Source organism: Agreia sp. (genome assembly GCF_964263775.1).
In the GTDB taxonomy this organism is placed as follows: domain Bacteria; phylum Actinomycetota; class Actinomycetes; order Actinomycetales; family Microbacteriaceae; genus Agreia.
This window is the reverse complement of record NZ_CAXVWM010000009.1, coordinates 1-14,362: the sequence shown is the minus strand read 5'-3', so window position 1 is coordinate 14,362 and position 14,362 is coordinate 1. Positions and strand designations below refer to the sequence as shown.

Annotated in this window: 15 protein-coding genes; 10 read left to right on the top strand and 5 right to left on the bottom strand. The window is 66.3% G+C overall.

Annotation, left to right across the window (positions count from 1 at the left end; translation table 11 throughout):
* Positions 1 to 337: LysR substrate-binding domain-containing protein (locus tag ACE5CZ_RS00960; protein WP_374945484.1), on the top strand; the 337-nt coding region annotated here is incomplete at its 5' end.
* A 75-nt stretch (positions 338 to 412) separates the two neighbouring features.
* On the opposite strand, the gene ACE5CZ_RS00955 is transcribed toward ACE5CZ_RS00960, so the two are convergent.
* Both ACE5CZ_RS00955 and ACE5CZ_RS00950 read right to left on the bottom strand, forming a co-directional pair.
* Entirely contained in the window at positions 413 to 883 is a 471-nt protein-coding gene (locus ACE5CZ_RS00955; RefSeq protein ID WP_374945483.1) for a GNAT family N-acetyltransferase, read from the bottom strand.
* A gap of 130 nt (positions 884 to 1,013) precedes the next feature.
* Entirely contained in the window at positions 1,014 to 2,012 is a 999-nt protein-coding gene (locus ACE5CZ_RS00950; RefSeq protein WP_374945482.1) for a LacI family DNA-binding transcriptional regulator, read from the bottom strand.
* Between the two features lie 114 nt (positions 2,013 to 2,126).
* Here ACE5CZ_RS00950 and ACE5CZ_RS00945 point away from each other — a divergent pair, with 114 nt between their 5' ends.
* From ACE5CZ_RS00945 to rbsK, 6 genes are all read left to right on the top strand, one after another.
* Positions 2,127 to 3,059, top strand: a complete 933-nt coding sequence (locus tag ACE5CZ_RS00945) for a nucleoside hydrolase (RefSeq protein ID WP_374945481.1) — start codon at positions 2,127 to 2,129, stop codon at positions 3,057 to 3,059.
* Between the two features lie 261 nt (positions 3,060 to 3,320).
* Positions 3,321 to 4,298, top strand: coding sequence for a nucleoside hydrolase (locus ACE5CZ_RS00940; RefSeq protein WP_374945480.1), 978 nt, complete (start codon positions 3,321 to 3,323; stop codon positions 4,296 to 4,298).
* A 47-nt stretch (positions 4,299 to 4,345) separates the two neighbouring features.
* Positions 4,346 to 5,377 carry a BMP family protein gene (locus ACE5CZ_RS00935; RefSeq protein ID WP_374945479.1) on the top strand — a complete coding sequence of 344 codons (1,032 nt, stop codon included), beginning with the start codon at positions 4,346 to 4,348 and terminating at the stop codon, positions 5,375 to 5,377.
* 64 nt (positions 5,378 to 5,441) lie between these two features.
* Entirely contained in the window at positions 5,442 to 8,219 is a 2,778-nt protein-coding gene (locus ACE5CZ_RS00930) for an ATP-binding cassette domain-containing protein (RefSeq protein WP_374945478.1), read from the top strand.
* Entirely contained in the window at positions 8,216 to 9,160 is a 945-nt protein-coding gene (locus ACE5CZ_RS00925) for an ABC transporter permease (RefSeq protein ID WP_374945477.1), read from the top strand. Before ACE5CZ_RS00930 ends, ACE5CZ_RS00925 begins: the two co-directional genes overlap by 4 nt.
* 27 nt (positions 9,161 to 9,187) lie before the next feature.
* Entirely contained in the window at positions 9,188 to 10,093 is a 906-nt protein-coding gene (rbsK, locus tag ACE5CZ_RS00920) for a ribokinase (protein WP_374945476.1), read from the top strand.
* 72 nt (positions 10,094 to 10,165) lie between these two features.
* Here the strand turns inward: rbsK and ACE5CZ_RS00915 are convergent, their stop codons facing one another.
* Both ACE5CZ_RS00915 and ACE5CZ_RS00910 read right to left on the bottom strand, forming a co-directional pair.
* Positions 10,166 to 11,059 carry an ATP-grasp fold amidoligase family protein gene (locus ACE5CZ_RS00915; protein WP_374945475.1) on the bottom strand — a complete coding sequence of 298 codons (894 nt, stop codon included), beginning with the start codon at positions 11,057 to 11,059 and terminating at the stop codon, positions 10,166 to 10,168.
* Positions 11,060 to 11,080: 21 nt separating this feature from the next.
* A complete protein-coding gene (locus ACE5CZ_RS00910; protein WP_374945474.1) occupies positions 11,081 to 11,602 on the bottom strand; it encodes an Lrp/AsnC family transcriptional regulator in 522 nt (173 codons plus the stop codon).
* Positions 11,603 to 11,714: 112 nt separating this feature from the next.
* Here ACE5CZ_RS00910 and ACE5CZ_RS00905 point away from each other — a divergent pair, with 112 nt between their 5' ends.
* Together ACE5CZ_RS00905 and ACE5CZ_RS00900 are read left to right on the top strand one after the other, a co-directional pair.
* Positions 11,715 to 12,194, top strand: a complete 480-nt coding sequence (locus ACE5CZ_RS00905) for a DUF2000 domain-containing protein (RefSeq protein WP_374945473.1) — start codon at positions 11,715 to 11,717, stop codon at positions 12,192 to 12,194.
* A 43-nt stretch (positions 12,195 to 12,237) separates the two neighbouring features.
* Positions 12,238 to 12,612, top strand: coding sequence for a VOC family protein (locus ACE5CZ_RS00900; RefSeq protein ID WP_374945472.1), 375 nt, complete (start codon positions 12,238 to 12,240; stop codon positions 12,610 to 12,612).
* A gap of 182 nt (positions 12,613 to 12,794) precedes the next feature.
* Here ACE5CZ_RS00900 and ACE5CZ_RS00895 read toward each other — a convergent pair whose 3' ends face one another.
* Complete coding sequence (locus tag ACE5CZ_RS00895) at positions 12,795 to 13,310, bottom strand: GNAT family N-acetyltransferase (protein ID WP_374945471.1); 516 nt, start codon at positions 13,308 to 13,310, stop codon at positions 12,795 to 12,797.
* A gap of 120 nt (positions 13,311 to 13,430) precedes the next feature.
* On the opposite strand from ACE5CZ_RS00895, the gene ACE5CZ_RS00890 reads away from it, so the two are divergent.
* Positions 13,431 to 14,267 carry an alpha/beta fold hydrolase gene (locus tag ACE5CZ_RS00890; protein ID WP_374945470.1) on the top strand — a complete coding sequence of 279 codons (837 nt, stop codon included), beginning with the start codon at positions 13,431 to 13,433 and terminating at the stop codon, positions 14,265 to 14,267.
* The last annotated feature ends 95 nt before the right edge of the window (positions 14,268 to 14,362 follow it).

Sequence of the window (14,362 nt, the reverse complement as noted above, 5' to 3'; positions counted from 1 at the left end):
ACTCGCCTCCGAACGCTGGATCGACAACGAAGCGACGTCTGCATGGTGTCGTCGCAACCTCCTCGAGGCGTGCGCGGCGGCCGGTTTCGACCCGGCCTTTCAGGTGGAGGCGCACGACTACACGACCGCGATCTCTTTCGTCGGCGCGGGGCTCGGAATCACCGTCGTGCCGGCGCTTGCGTCGCGAGCATTGCCTGACGGACTTCGATCCGTGCCGGCGGTGCGTCCGACTCCGGTCAGAACGATCTACGCGGTCGTGCGAAGGACGATCGCCGAGACGGCGCCCGCGCGCCTGGTGCTCGAGACACTCGGCTCTGTCGTGGCCGAACCCGTCTGAGTTCTGGCCGGCGCGACCGACTAAGCGAACTCTCCCGCGATCTTTACCTGAGCTTCGCCGCCTGGCAGAAATGCATTAGAGGGCGGATAGCTGCTTGGTGAAGTAGACGCGCCGATAGCCGTCCACCGTGGCGCGATGCGTTTCGGTATATCCACGACGCGCATAGAAGGCGAGGTTCTCGAACATCGCCTCGTTCGTGTAGAGGCGGAGCTCATGGAGTTTGAGCGCCGCGGCACGTTGTTCCGCCAGACCGAGCAGGTTCAGTCCGATCCCGCGACCTTGTGCGCTCGGAAGAACGGCAACGTTCTCGATGAGCAGGTGGTCCCGTGAGGGCGCAAGGACCATCAGCCCCGCTACAGCGCCGTCGACGAGCGCAACCCGAGCATCGGCCTGACTGACGATGCGCGCATAATCTGCGGCCATCGGAGCCGGAGGTCTGCCGATTCGATCGACGTAGATCTCGTAAGCCGCATGCGCGACGCGCTCCATCCCGGGCGCGTCAGTGGGATTCGCCCGGCGATACACAACTGAGGTCGATTCGTCCATCGTCCAGTATGGCAGCGTGCCCCAGTGCGCAACGAGCGCGACGGCAGAATGACGAGTCCTCCTCTGCGGATCGCGCAACGAGCCCACACCGGTGCTCGAGGCGATCGTGCTCGTCATTGGGGGACACGCCCTAGCGAGGGTCTAGTCGGGTCGAGCCGCCCAGCTGCAGTTCCGGTGCGAGCCGACTGCGCCGCAGCGCGCTGGTGCTGCCCCGGATGCGGTCGACCAGCACGCTCACGGAGTCGCCCGCGATAGAAGACAGGGGCTGCACCACTGTCGTCAGCGTCGGCCACGAGATCCTCGACAGCTCGCCGCCATCGAAACCGGTGATGAGCACATCTCGAGGCACGTCGAAGTTCTTCTCGCGCAGACGAGCGATCGTGCCGACGGCGACCTGGTCCGAGCCGCAGACGATCGCATCGGGCAGTGTGCCCGCCTTCGTGATGTGATCCGCCGCTGCCATGCCGCTCTCGATGCTGAACTCGCCGCGGAATGTCGCGCCGACCTCCATGCCGTGCCGACGCGCAAGACGGTTGAAGCCCTGCCACCGTTCGACGCCGCTCGTGGTGGCGTCATCCGTACCCGCATACCCCACGGATGCGACACCCTGTTCGGCCAGATGATCGAACAGAAGCTCCATGCCCAACTCGTTGTCGACCCCCACGAAGTCTGTGATCGGCTTGTCTGTGGCGCGATCGAGTGTGACCACGGGGATGTCATGGGGAACGTTCGCGATCGACGGCATCGACGCGGTTCGATCAGACGCGACGATGAGGATGCCGTCGACGCGACGATCGCCGAGCACGCGGAGCCGACGGACCTCCTCATCGACGAAGCCGTGCGAATCGGCCAGCAGCAATTCGAATCCCGCGCGGCTGAGTTCTTCTTCGACCGCATCGATGAGCTGCGAGAAGAACGGGATGCTGATCACCGGCACGATCATTCCGACAAGTCGACTCGACCCATCCCGCAGTGCTCGCGCGATGGGATCCACCCGGTAACCGAGATCGGCGGCGACGGCGCGCACCCGATCCACCATTTCGCGCGAGACGCGCGGTTTGCCCGACAATGCCCGGGAGGCCGTTGCGATGGAGACGCCCGCGCCCGCGGCCACGTCTGCCAGTGTCACGTTCGCCTTCACCCGCGCTCCATTCGCCGATCGCCACCCGACCTCGAGAAAGTTGATGCTAAAATTCTCTTGCGAGCAAACGATTACGCAGAGGTTATCAGAGGGAGGCATCGCATGCCCACGCCGGTGATCCTCGATTGCGATCCCGGCATCGACGACGTCGTCGCCATCTGGCTCGCAGCCGCACACCCGGCCATCGACCTTCGGGCCATCACCACTGTGGCCGGAAATGGCACGATCGATCACACGTCGCGGAACGCGCGCATCGCCTGCACCGTCGCCGGCATCCACGGCGTTCCCATCGGCCAGGGCGCGCCCGGCCCGCTGGCGCAGAAACTCGAGACGGCCGACTGGATCCACGGCGCCAACGCGCTCGGAGGCATCGACCTGCCGCAGCTCGCGATGGGGCTCGACGACCGTGACGCCCACGACCTCATCCGCGACGTCCTCACGCAGTCCACGCAGCCGGTCACGATCGCAGCGACCGGGCCCCTGACCAACATCGCCACGTTCGTCGAACGTCAGCCCGAGTTGTGCCGAAAGATCGAGCGGATCGTCTGGATGGGCGGATCGACGGGCCGCGGCAACGTCTCGCCGTATGCGGAGTTCAACGCGTCGACCGATCCGGAGGCGCTCGACATCGTCCTCGCCTCCGCGATTCCGTTCACGATGGTCGGGCTCAACATCACGCACCAGGCGCAGATCACGCGCGAGGTCCGGTCGAGAATCCGCGCGATCGGCAACGCTACGGCGACCTTCGGGGCAGAGCTGCTCGAACGCTTCTGCTCCACCTACGACGCCTTCGGCGAGATGCCCGACGGCCCGCTCCATGATCCGATCACCGTTGCCCTGATAGCCGACCCGGCGGTGGCAACGACGCAGAAGTCCCGTCTCGACATCGAACTGCACGGCGACTTCACGCGCGGCGTGACCGTGGTCGACCTGCTCGAGCTCACCAGCCGTCCGAAGAACGTCACGGTGGCCGTCGATCTCGATGTCGACCGTTACTGGTCGCTGATCGAAACCGCGATCCGCTCGCTCGCCTGATCGGGCTCTTCCCGCACGCCCGGTCCGGCGTGCAGTGAGCAATCGTTTACGCACGCCCCTGGGCCCTACGCGGTGCTCTTGACATGCCCATCTCCGGCGACTTTCATGAGAGAACCCGCGAAAGTTGTTTCTCGAATCAAGAAACAACTTACGCACTGAGATTCGTCTCGGACTGCACCGCGGGGAACGACGGTGTTCTCCATCGCGACACCGTCGACTTCACCGGCTCTCTGAGCACGACGAACGAAAGACGTGAACGACATGGAAAAGATCATCCTGGACTGCGACCCCGGACACGATGACGCGATCGCCATCCTGTTGGCCGCCGCGAGCCCGAACATCGATCTGCTCGGCATCACCACGGTCGCCGGCAACCACACCATCGAGAACGTCACCCGCAACGCGCTCTCCGTCTGCACCGTCTACGGAATCACCGTGCCGGTCGCTCGGGGAGCGGAGGGCCCGCTGCTGATCGAGCAGGTCATCGCCGAAGAGATCCACGGAACGACGGGCCTCGACGGCCCCTACCTGCCGCCCGCGTCATTCGAACTCGACCCGCGGCACGCCGTCGATTTCATCATCGAGACCGTGATGGCCAACGAGCCGAAGACGGTCTCCCTCGTGCCGGTCGGACCGTACACGAACATCGCGCTGGCCGCCCGCAAGGAGCCGCGCATCATCGATCGGGTCAAGCAGGTCGTCGCCATGGGTGGCAGCTACACCCGCGGAAACATCACGCCGGCGGCCGAGTTCAACATCTACGCCGACCCCGAGGCGGCCCACATCGTTTTCAGCGCGGGCTGGGACGTCACGATGATCGGCCTCGACCTCACGCAGCACCAGGCCCTCGCAACGCCTGAGCTTCAGGATCGGGTGAAGGCTGTCGGCGGCGATATCAGCCAGTTCATTTTGGACACGTGGGAATTCGTGCACACGACGCACTCCGGCCTGCTCGACATCCCGTATCCCGCCATTCATGACGCCTGCTGCGTGGCGGCCATCATCGACCCCAGCATCCTCACGGTCGAAAAGGCCGACGTGCGTGTCGAACTCGAGGGCCGCTGGACAAAGGGTCAGACGGTAGCCAACTTCGAGAGCGCTTCGGGGATGCGCCATTTCGGCGGAACCGCAAGCGAGCAGACCGACTATCGCACCAACGTGGCGATCTCACTCGACTGGAACAAGTTCGCCGACCTCATCGTCGAGTCGACGCAGACGCTCACCGACGCACGGGCCTGAGCCCGCCGTTTTCATCGCATCACCGAAACCATCACGAAAGGAACACCATGAAGATCAAGCGGTACAGCCTCATCGCCGCGGCTGCCGTGCTCGCCCTGAGCATCAGCGCCTGCAGTACCTCGGGAGGCGACGGAGGTGACAGCACCGACGCGTCGAAGTCGGTGGCCAACGTCGTGCCCGGCGCCCTGGGCGACCAGAGCTTCTACGATGACGCGGAGAGCGGCATCAGCCAGCTGAAGTCAGACGGCTACGCGACGAAGACCCTCCAGGGCGACGCGAACAATCCGGCCCAGTGGAAGGCGAACCTGCAGTCCGTCTCGACGGGCCAGTACGGTGTCGTCGTCATCGGCAGCTCGACCTCGAGCGACACGATCACCGAGGTCGCGCCCAAGTTCCCGAAGCAGCACTACATCTTCTATGACGGCGAGATCGATGCGCCGAACGTGGCCTCGCTCACGTACAGGCAGAACGAGGGCTCGTTCCTCGCCGGTGTGCTGGCTGCGCTGGCCACGACGAACACGACCGACTTTCCGCTCGCCACCGGCAGCAAGAAGGTCGGCCTGGTCGGCGGAATGGACATCCCCGTCATCAACGACTTCGCTGCCGGCTTCAAGGCGGGCGTCGAGGCCGTAGACCCGAGCGTCGACGTGCTGGTCAGCTACGTCGGGTCGTTCAGCGACTCGGCCAAGGGCTACGACCAGGCTACGGCGATGTTCGACCAGGGCGCAGACGTCGTCTACCAGGTGGCGGGCGGCGCCGGGGTCGGCGTGCTGCAGGCAGCCGCCGATGCAGACAAGTACGCGATCGGCGTCGACAGCAACCAGAACGCTCTGCAGAAGGGGCACATCCTCGCCTCGATGCTGAAGCACGTCGGCGCATCCATCGTGCAGGCGATTCAGGATGACGCGGCCGGCTCGCTCGCGTACGGCGAGACGACCTCGTTCGGTCTCGCCAACGACGGAGTCGGACTCACCTTCGACGACAACGGTGACATCGTGCCGCAGTCGGCTATCGACGCCATCGACGGCTACAAGCAGAAGGTCGTCGACGGAGAGCTCTCCGTTCCCAGCGGCTTCTGACGCACCCGGGCGGCGGAGGCCACGGCTTCCGCCGCCCGTATTCACGCACTCAAAGGAGAGTTCAATGTCTCGACCGATCCTCGAGCTCCGCAACATCACCAAGACTTTCGGCACCAAGGTCGCCAATCGCGACGTCTCGCTCAGCATCCGGCCGGGAACCGTCCACGCACTCGTCGGAGAGAACGGCGCGGGCAAGTCCACCCTCATGAACATGATCTCCGGCAACCTCCAGCCCGACTCGGGTGAGATCATCATCAACGGAGAGGTCGTTCGGGTCACCGACCCGAAGAAGGCGGACTCGCTCGGCATCGGGATGGTGCACCAGCACTTCAAGCTCGTGCCGTCGCTCACCGTCGCATCCAATATCTTTCTCGGCAACGAGTCGAGCAACGGATTCGGAGTGCTCGACCGGCGCGGGATGGAGGAGAAGGTCGTCAGCCTCAGCGCCGACCTCGGACTGAACCTCAGCCCTCGCGACCGGGTGCAGGACCTCTCTGTCGGAGAGCGTCAGCGCGTCGAGATCGTGAAGGCCCTGTCGCACGACACCCGGTTGCTCATCCTCGACGAGCCGACCGCGGTGCTCACCCCATCAGAGACCGACGAACTCTTCGTCGTGGTTCGTCGTCTCGCCGCGCAGGGCTGCGCCGTCGTCTTCATCTCGCACAAGCTGGGCGAGGTGCTCTCCATCGCCGACGAGATCACCGTCATCCGTGACGGCGAGGTCATCGGCTCCCGATCCGCGGAAGGTCTCAGCCAGAGCGATATCGCCTCGATGATGGTCGGGCGCGAGGTGCTGTTGCGCATCCAGCACACGCCGTCGCAACCCAAAGACGACGTTCTGAGGGTCGAGGACCTGTCGGCCATCGACCAGCGCGGTGCAGTCGCCGTGAAGAATCTGTCGCTCTCGGTGCGCGCCGGCGAGATCGTGGGCATCGCCGGAGTCGAGGGCAACGGCCAATCCGAGCTCGCGGCCGCGATCGCGGGAATGTATCTGCCCCCACGCGGTCGAGTACGGCTGGCGGGTCACGACGTCACGACGGCATCCGTCGCCGACAGACGCGCACGTGGTCTCGCCTACATTCCCGAAGACCGAAACGAAGAGGGGGCGGCGCCCAAGCTCAGCATTGCAGAGAACGTCGCAGCCGGGCATCTACGACCGCCCCTCGCCCGCGCGGGGTGGCTCTCGCTCGCGGCCATGCGCGACTATGCGCAGAAGCTGATCGCCAAGTTCGATGTTCGAGGCGCGCAGCCGGGAACGCCGATCGGCTCCCTCTCGGGCGGCAACATGCAGAAGGTCATCATCGCTCGAGAGTTCGAGTCCGATCCCAGCCTGCTCATGGTGTCGCAGCCGACTCGCGGTGTCGATGTCGGCGCCATGGAATTCGTGCACAACTCGATCGTCGGCCTGCGCGACAAGGGCGCCGGAGTACTGCTGTTCTCGGCCGACCTGAACGAGGTGATGAGTCTCTCCGACCGACTCCTCGTCATGTACCGCGGCGAAGTGATCGCCGAGTTCACTCAAGAGAACATGACCGAACTCGCCGTCGGACTCGCCATGGCGGGCGTGAAGCCCACAGAGACCGCGCTTCAGGAGGCGGCGGCCGAGCGGGCCCGTGTGGCTACGGAGTTGGAGGCCAGCGGCACCCGACTCACCGACACGTCGTCAGACATCGCTCGCGTCGACGAACTCCATACGACCTCGATCGTCGTGCCCAAGACGCGAAGCTTCTCGATGCCAGCCCGAAGCATCGGCGCGACCCTCTCCGAGTTCGCCTCGAAGACCTTCAGCAACGCCCTTCAGCCGATCTTCGCCGTGCTCGCGGCGCTGGCGATCGGCGCCGTCATCATTGTGGTGATCGGTCAGAACCCGATCACCGCCTACGTGGAACTCTTCGGCTCTGCCTGGCGCACGCCCTACGGCATCGGCAGCATCATCGCCATGTTCGTGCCGCTGGTCATCATGGCCGCGGGCACGATCATCTCCTTCCGCGCCGGATTCTTCAACATCGGTGGCGAAGGGCAGCTCTACTTCGGCGCGTTCTTCGGTGCGTATGCGGGATTCACGTTCCACGGTCTGCCGCCGGTCGTGCACGTGATTCTCGTGTTGTTGTTCGGCGGCGTGGCCGGGGCCATCTGGGGTCTCATCCCGGGATTCCTCACGGGATTCCTCAAGGTCGACATCATCGTGATCACCCTGCTGATGTCGCAGGTGGCGCTTCTGGTCACCGCGTTCCTGGTGACCGGCCCGTTCGCCGACCCCACTGCGACGCTCGCCGGCTCACCGAGAGTCGAGTCGTCGGCCCTGCTTCCGGTGTTCGACGTCTCCTACGGCTTCGCACCCGATCTGATCATCGCGCTCGTGATCGCGGTCGTGCTCGGCCTCGCCCTCAACCGCACGACATGGGGTCTTCGAGTGAAAGAGCTCGGCGAGCTCAACCGTTTCGCCGACTACATCGGAACCTCGTCGAAGAAGATGGCGATGCAGGTCATGTCGCTGAGCGGCGCGGCGGCGGGAATCGCCGGCGCCCTCTTCGTCATCGGCCCGAACGGCGGGCGCTTTCTGCAGGCATTCTCGCCGGGATTCGCGTTTCTCGCGATCACCGTCGCCCTGCTGGCCAGGCTCAATCCGTGGGCTTCGCTGGTCGCCGCCCTGTTCTACGCCACGATGATGGCCGGCGGCACAGGACTCCAGTCGGCGGGCGTGCCGTTCCCGATGATCAACGTTCTGCAGGGACTCATCGTGATCGCCATCACGGCCACGTTCGTCGGCAACATCCGAAAGCGAAGAAAGAACCGAGCGCCGGTCGAACCGCTCCCGATGAAGAAAGAGATGTCGAAATGAACGAGATCCTCGCCCAGATTCTGACGGTCGGAACGCTGGCCGTCATCCTGGCCAAGACCACGCCCATCCTGCTCGCCGCGATCGGCGGCGGTCTCAGCCAAGTCGGCAACATCCTGAACATCGGGCTGGAGGGCCTGATGCTCATCGGCGCCTTCATGGGTATCGCGGTCGGTGCGATCACGAATCCGTTCATCGGTGTGCTCGCAGCCCTCGGCGCCGGAGTTCTGCTCGCACTGGTCTACGCGATCGCATCGCTCGTGTTCAAAGCCGACTACATCGTCGTCGGCATCGGCACGAACCTCCTCGCGATCGGCATCACCGTGCTGTTGCTCAGCGTGCTGTACGGCAATGCGGGCGTGACGCCGGGAGACGTCAAGTCGGTGCTGCCGAGGATCGATCTCGGCCCTGTGGGCGACATCCCGGTGATCGGGCCGATCTTCAACAACCACACGATCCTCGTGTGGGTGGCCCTGCTGCTGGTGCCTGTCTACTGGTTCGTGCTGTATCGCACCCGCTACGGCGTTCACCTGCGCGCCGTCGGCGAAGACGAACCGGCCGCGACTGCCGCCGGAATCCGCGTCTTTCAGGTGAAGTTCATCTCGATCATCGCGTCGGGAGCGCTGTGCGGCCTCGCGGGCGCCCAGCTCGCGATGGCATCGGTCGGCTCTTTCACGGCCGGGATGACCTCGGGCCGTGGCTTCATCGTGGTGGCGGCAGTGATCTTCGCGGCCGGCCGGCCCGTGCCGACCCTGGTGGTCTGCCTCATCTTCGGAGCCGCCGATGGGCTGGCCGACCGACTGGCCCTCGGCGGCGTCAACTCGTCGCTCGCCCTGCTGACGCCCTACGTCATCACCATCGCCGCGCTGATCGTCGCGGCGCTCCGTGTGCGCAGTGCAATCAAGGCTCGAACGCGGCGCGGCCTGGCGCAGCTGTCGTCCTGAGCTCCTCACCTCGAGAAAGCAGACCGTATGAATCGCGTGACAGTGATCGGAAGCGCCAACATCGACTTCGTCGTAGAGCTGCCGCGCAGACCGGATGCCGGGGAGACCCTGCTGGGATCTGATCTGCGCCGGTTCGCCGGTGGCAAAGGGGCGAATCAGGCGGCCGCTGCGGCGCGGATGGGGGCGGAGACCTCGTTCTCCGGGTGTGTCGGCGCCGACGAGAACGGGTCGTTCGTTTGTTCCCAGCTGGCCGAGAGCGGAGTCGATGTCAGCGGCGTCATACGCGTCGACCGGCCGACGGGTACCGCTCTCGTTCTCGTCACGCCCGACGGCGAGAACTCGATCGTCGTCTCGCCGGGCGCGAACCACGCACTCGATGTCGAGTTCGCCGAGAAGAAGGGCGACGAGTGGGTCGACGCAGACATGGTTGTGCTCAACCTCGAGTCTCCGCTGCGCGCGGTGGAGCACATCGCGGCGATGGCCGCTCACCGAGGCATCCGCCTGCTGCTCAACGCGGCTCCGGCCGAGCAGCTCTCTGCCGAGACGCTGGCCCTCTGCGACCCGCTCATCGTCAACGAGCATGAGGCCCGGGTGCTGCTCGGCGACGAGGGAGCGTCATCCTTCGCCGCCGTCGCCCAACGGTTTCTCGACCGAGGCGTGCGCTCGGTCGTCATCACCCTCGGAGCGGCCGGAGCCGTCTTCGGCGACTCGACGGGAATCGCCACCGTACCCGCCTTCGCGGTCGACGTCGTCGACACGACGGGCGCGGGCGACGCCTTCGTCGGAGCGACGGCAAGCGAGCTCGCTCGAGGTTGCGGATTGCGGGAGGCGGTTGCCTTCGCATCCGCAGTCGCCGCCCTGTCGGTTCAGAGCGTGGGGGCGCAGTCGTCTTACCCGAACCGACGCGAGGTGCGAGACTTTCTCGATCGGTGAGTGAACCGCGGGGTGCCGGCCACCCCGCGCCTGAGCACCCGCGCCTCAGCACCGGCGCCTCAGACCCGGCGCTCAGCGGTAGCGGCGGGGCACGGCCCAGTGGCTGCCGAACTCCGCGTCGAACGACTGCGGCTCGAACGGGCTGTCCCCGCCGGCCGGGTAGCTGGTGAGCTCTCCGAAGACGATGCGGTCGGGCAGCGCGTAGAGGTCGACGCGCACGAAGTCGGTCTCGGCGCCGAGTCGCTCGGCGATCGAGATCAGCTCGTCGAGGCGTTCCGGGCGTGCGCGCGGCGGAGTCGTCCACGCCGGTCCGCCGCTCATCGGCAGGTGCTGCCAGTCGGCGTCGTAGAAGTCCTGCGTGCGATGGTCGAAGCGACCGGCATCCACCTGAATGTACCGGCAGCGCCCATGGAACACGAAGAACTTGTAGTCGTCGGGAATGCCGGCCGGTGCGACGAGCAGCTCCTCCACGATCACGGCGGGCTCGACCTTGCCGTAGGCCCACTCGCGGTTCGGCCCCTGGCCATAGAGCTTCGTCATCCAGCCGTGGGCGATGTCGACGAGCGCGTCGACGGTGACCGCGGATGGCCGCACGTGCCGGTATACCCAGCCCCACACGGCCGGCGGCAGGGTCTGGTCTTCGGAGCCTTTCGGCGAGACCACGATCGCGGCGCCGCTGCCGTGGGTCGGCTTCACGACATACGACTCGGGCAGGTCGAGCTCGCGCAGCTGCGCCGGATCGCGCACGATGCCGTAGGCCTCGGGCAGGTACTCGGCGCCCACGCGCGACGCGACGTATTCGCGAACCGCGGCCTTGTCGGCGAAGGTGACCAGCAGCATCCGGTGGTCGCGCAGCATCTTGTAGCGCACCTTCTCGGTGAACGTCTGCGGCTGGCGGGTGCGCAGCAGTCGCACGACGCGAACGAGTCGACTGCGCTGGCGCCAGCGAGGTCGGGGATGAGGCACGCTCCAGCCTAACCGCGCCCGCTATGCGCGCCCGTTCGGAGCATCCGCTGCTGAACGGCGGGTGGCGGACATACCGCCGAGGCGCGGATGCGGCGACGGCACCACCGCGTGGTTGCGAATGTGCTCGTAGACGACGGATGTTCGCACATCGGCGACCTCGCGGCGTTGCGTGAGCTGGTCGATCACGAAGGCGTAGAGGTCGTCGTTGTGGCGAACGCCGACATGGATGATGAAATCCTCGTTGCCGGTCGTCACGAACACCCCGAGGGTCTCCGGCAGCGCGCTCACCCAGTCCCTGAAGGCCTCGATGATCTCGCGCGACGGCGGGCGGATGCGCACGGCGACGAGAGCCTGCACTCCCCTGCCGATCGAGGCGAGGTCGACGTCGAGGCTCGCGCCCGTGATGATGCCCCGGCTGCGGAGGCCTCGGGTGCGCTCGAGGGCGGTCGTCGCCGAGATTCCGACCGCGGCGGCGAGGTCGCGATTCGTCATGCGTGCATCTGCCTGCAATTCGTGCAGAATCGCGGTGTCTATGTCGTCCATGGCATCCATTCTGTCGATCGCGCCGGATTAAGTACGGATCTCGAGCGAGCTGGGCGCCGATAATCGTACTCTGTGTCGGTATTGCTGATGATCCGACGAACGGAACCGCCTGATGACCGACCCCACCCCGCACACGGTCGGCTTCGCCGACGACGAGATCGACCTCTCGACTTCGACGCGGGCGGCGCGATTGAAGTGGGTGATCGTGGTCACCGATTCGCTTCCTGCGGGGCGGGCCGTGAACGCGGCCGTCTGTGTCGCGAGCGCCACGACCCGAGCAGTCGCGGGGCTGCTCGGACCAGACGTGATCGACTCGGCCGGCGATGCGCATCCCGGTCTGCCCTGGATCGGCTGCACGATCCTGACCGCATCCGCCGAGACCCTGCGGCAGATCAGGGCGAAAGGTGTCGCGCATGAGGCGACGTTCGTGGCCGACATGCCCGGCGTCGCCCAGGCCATCCGGGTCTACGACGAGTACATCGACACCATCGGATCGACCGACCCCGAGATGATCGACTACCTCGCGGTCAGCCTCGTCGGCCCCAAGAACCGCATCGACAAGATCGTGGGAAGTCTGCCGCTGATGCCCTGAGCAGGCCTGCCGCCGAGACGAGCGAGCAGCGTACACTCTCGCTATGGAACGTGTGACGGGCATCGGCGGTTTCTTCTTCGTGGCACGGGACCCCGACTCGCTGGCTCGCTGGTATGCCGAGCACCTCGGCGTCGATGCCCCGCCCCAGAATTACGGCGACCCGTCGTGGCGACAAGACTCGGGGTCGACCGTGTTCGCCCCGATGGATGCGACGGCTCCCCATTTCGCGGAGGCGAGCAGTGGGTGGGCGCTCAACTTTCGCGTCGCCGACCTCGATGCAATGGTCGATCAACTGCGAGCCGCGGGAGTTGCCGTCGTCGTCGACCCGGAGGTGTACCCGAATGGACGGTTCGCGAGTCTGAGCGACCCCGAGGGCAACGGCATCGAACTCTGGCAACCCGAGGGCGACGACGCCTGAGCTTGAGCCTGCCCCGGCCCGCCAGTAGCCCCCGGTGCGGACAGTGTGCCCCGGTGCGCCGGCATCTTCAGTCCGCACCGGCGACAGCTGTCGACGCTTTGCGCAGCCCGACCGCGACGAGAGCCCCCGCTGCGGTCAGTGTGCCCCGGTGCGCTGGCATCTTCAGTCCGCAGCGGGTGCACCTAGCCCAGGGGGAGCGCCATCTCCACTTCGTTCTGCGTGCGGTCGAGGGGGTACGCGATAGTTCGGCCCGTCTCGACGTAGCCGCGCCTCGCGTAGAACGCGCGAGCGCGAGGGTTGTCCTCGTGCACGTGCAGGAGCAGCCGACCCTCGGGAACGGCGGCGCGCACCCAGGTTTCCACCTCGTCGAGCAGCGCATCCGTGAGGCCCATGGCCGTGCCGCGCCAGGCGGGGGTCACGTACACGCTCACGAGCATCGCGTCGCCTCGCCCGTCGAGGTAGGCGCTCATCGTGCCGAGCCACGTGGTGCTCGCCGCCTCGACCGCGGCCAGTCCTATGCTGCCCTCGCGGCTGCTGCGCCCGGCGCGAGAGCGCCAGGCGACCTCCGGAAGCGAGCGGGCGTCTTCGAGGGTCTCGAGAAAGGCGAGGGGAGTGTCGGCGAGCATTTCGAGCCGCAGCGCGCGCATCCGCTGCCAGTCGCTCTCGGCGATGCGTTCGATCCTGAAACCTGACTCCACCGGCCAAGGGTAGCGGGCCGACGCGTGGGGCGAAAGCGGGTGATCGCGGCCCGATCCGATGGGCGAAGGTGTCCGAATCACCCCTGAGGCGCACGAAGACGGGCGCAGAAAGGCATAACCATGACAGAGATCACTGCTCACCACGGATTGCTGAACGACACGAAACTGCACGTCGACGACACGGGCGGCTCCGGTCGACCCGTCGTCCTCATCCACGGCTGGCCGCTCAGCGGCGAATCGTGGAAGTACCAGGTCGGCGCCCTCGAAGCCGCGGGCTACCGCGTCATCACGTACGACCGCCGGGGCTTCGGTCGCAGCGACAAGCCGCTCACCGGATACGGCTACGACACGCTCACCGACGACCTGCAGGCCGTGCTCACCTCGCTCGACCTGCGCGACGTCACCCTCGTGGGCTTCTCGATGGGCGGCGGAGAGGCCGCGCGCTACTTCACGAAGTACGGCACGGAGCGCATCCGCAGTGTCGTCTTCGCCTCGGCGGTGCCGCCGTACCTGCTGCAGACGCCCGGCAACCCGGATGGTCCGCTCACCGCTGCGCTCGCCGCGAAGATGACCGCCGGCCTCACAGCCAATCAGGAGGCCTTCTACGATGACTTCACGACGCAGTTCTTCTCGGTCGACGGAAAGCTCGTCGTGACCGAACAGCAGCGCCAGGAGGCGCTCGCCCTCGCGCTGCAGTCGTCGAAGGCGGCCGCGCTCGAGGCGATGGCGTCGTTCGCCGGCACCGACTTTCGCGATGACCTGCCGAACGTCACCGTGCCCGCCCTCGTGATCCACGGCGACGGCGATGCGACTGTCCCCATCGAGGGATCGGGCGCCCGCACGCACGCCGCGCTGGCGAACTCCGAGCTGCACATCGTGTCGGGCGGTCCGCACGGAGTGAACGTCAGCCACGCCGACGAGTGGAACCGCGTGGTGCTCGCCTTCTTGGCGAAGTAGCGACGCGGGCGGCGGCGGCGCAGGCGGCGAGCTACGGGCGCAAGCGCCGGATGCGGATGGGCCCGCGGGCCGTCTCCAGGTCGACCGGCTCGCCG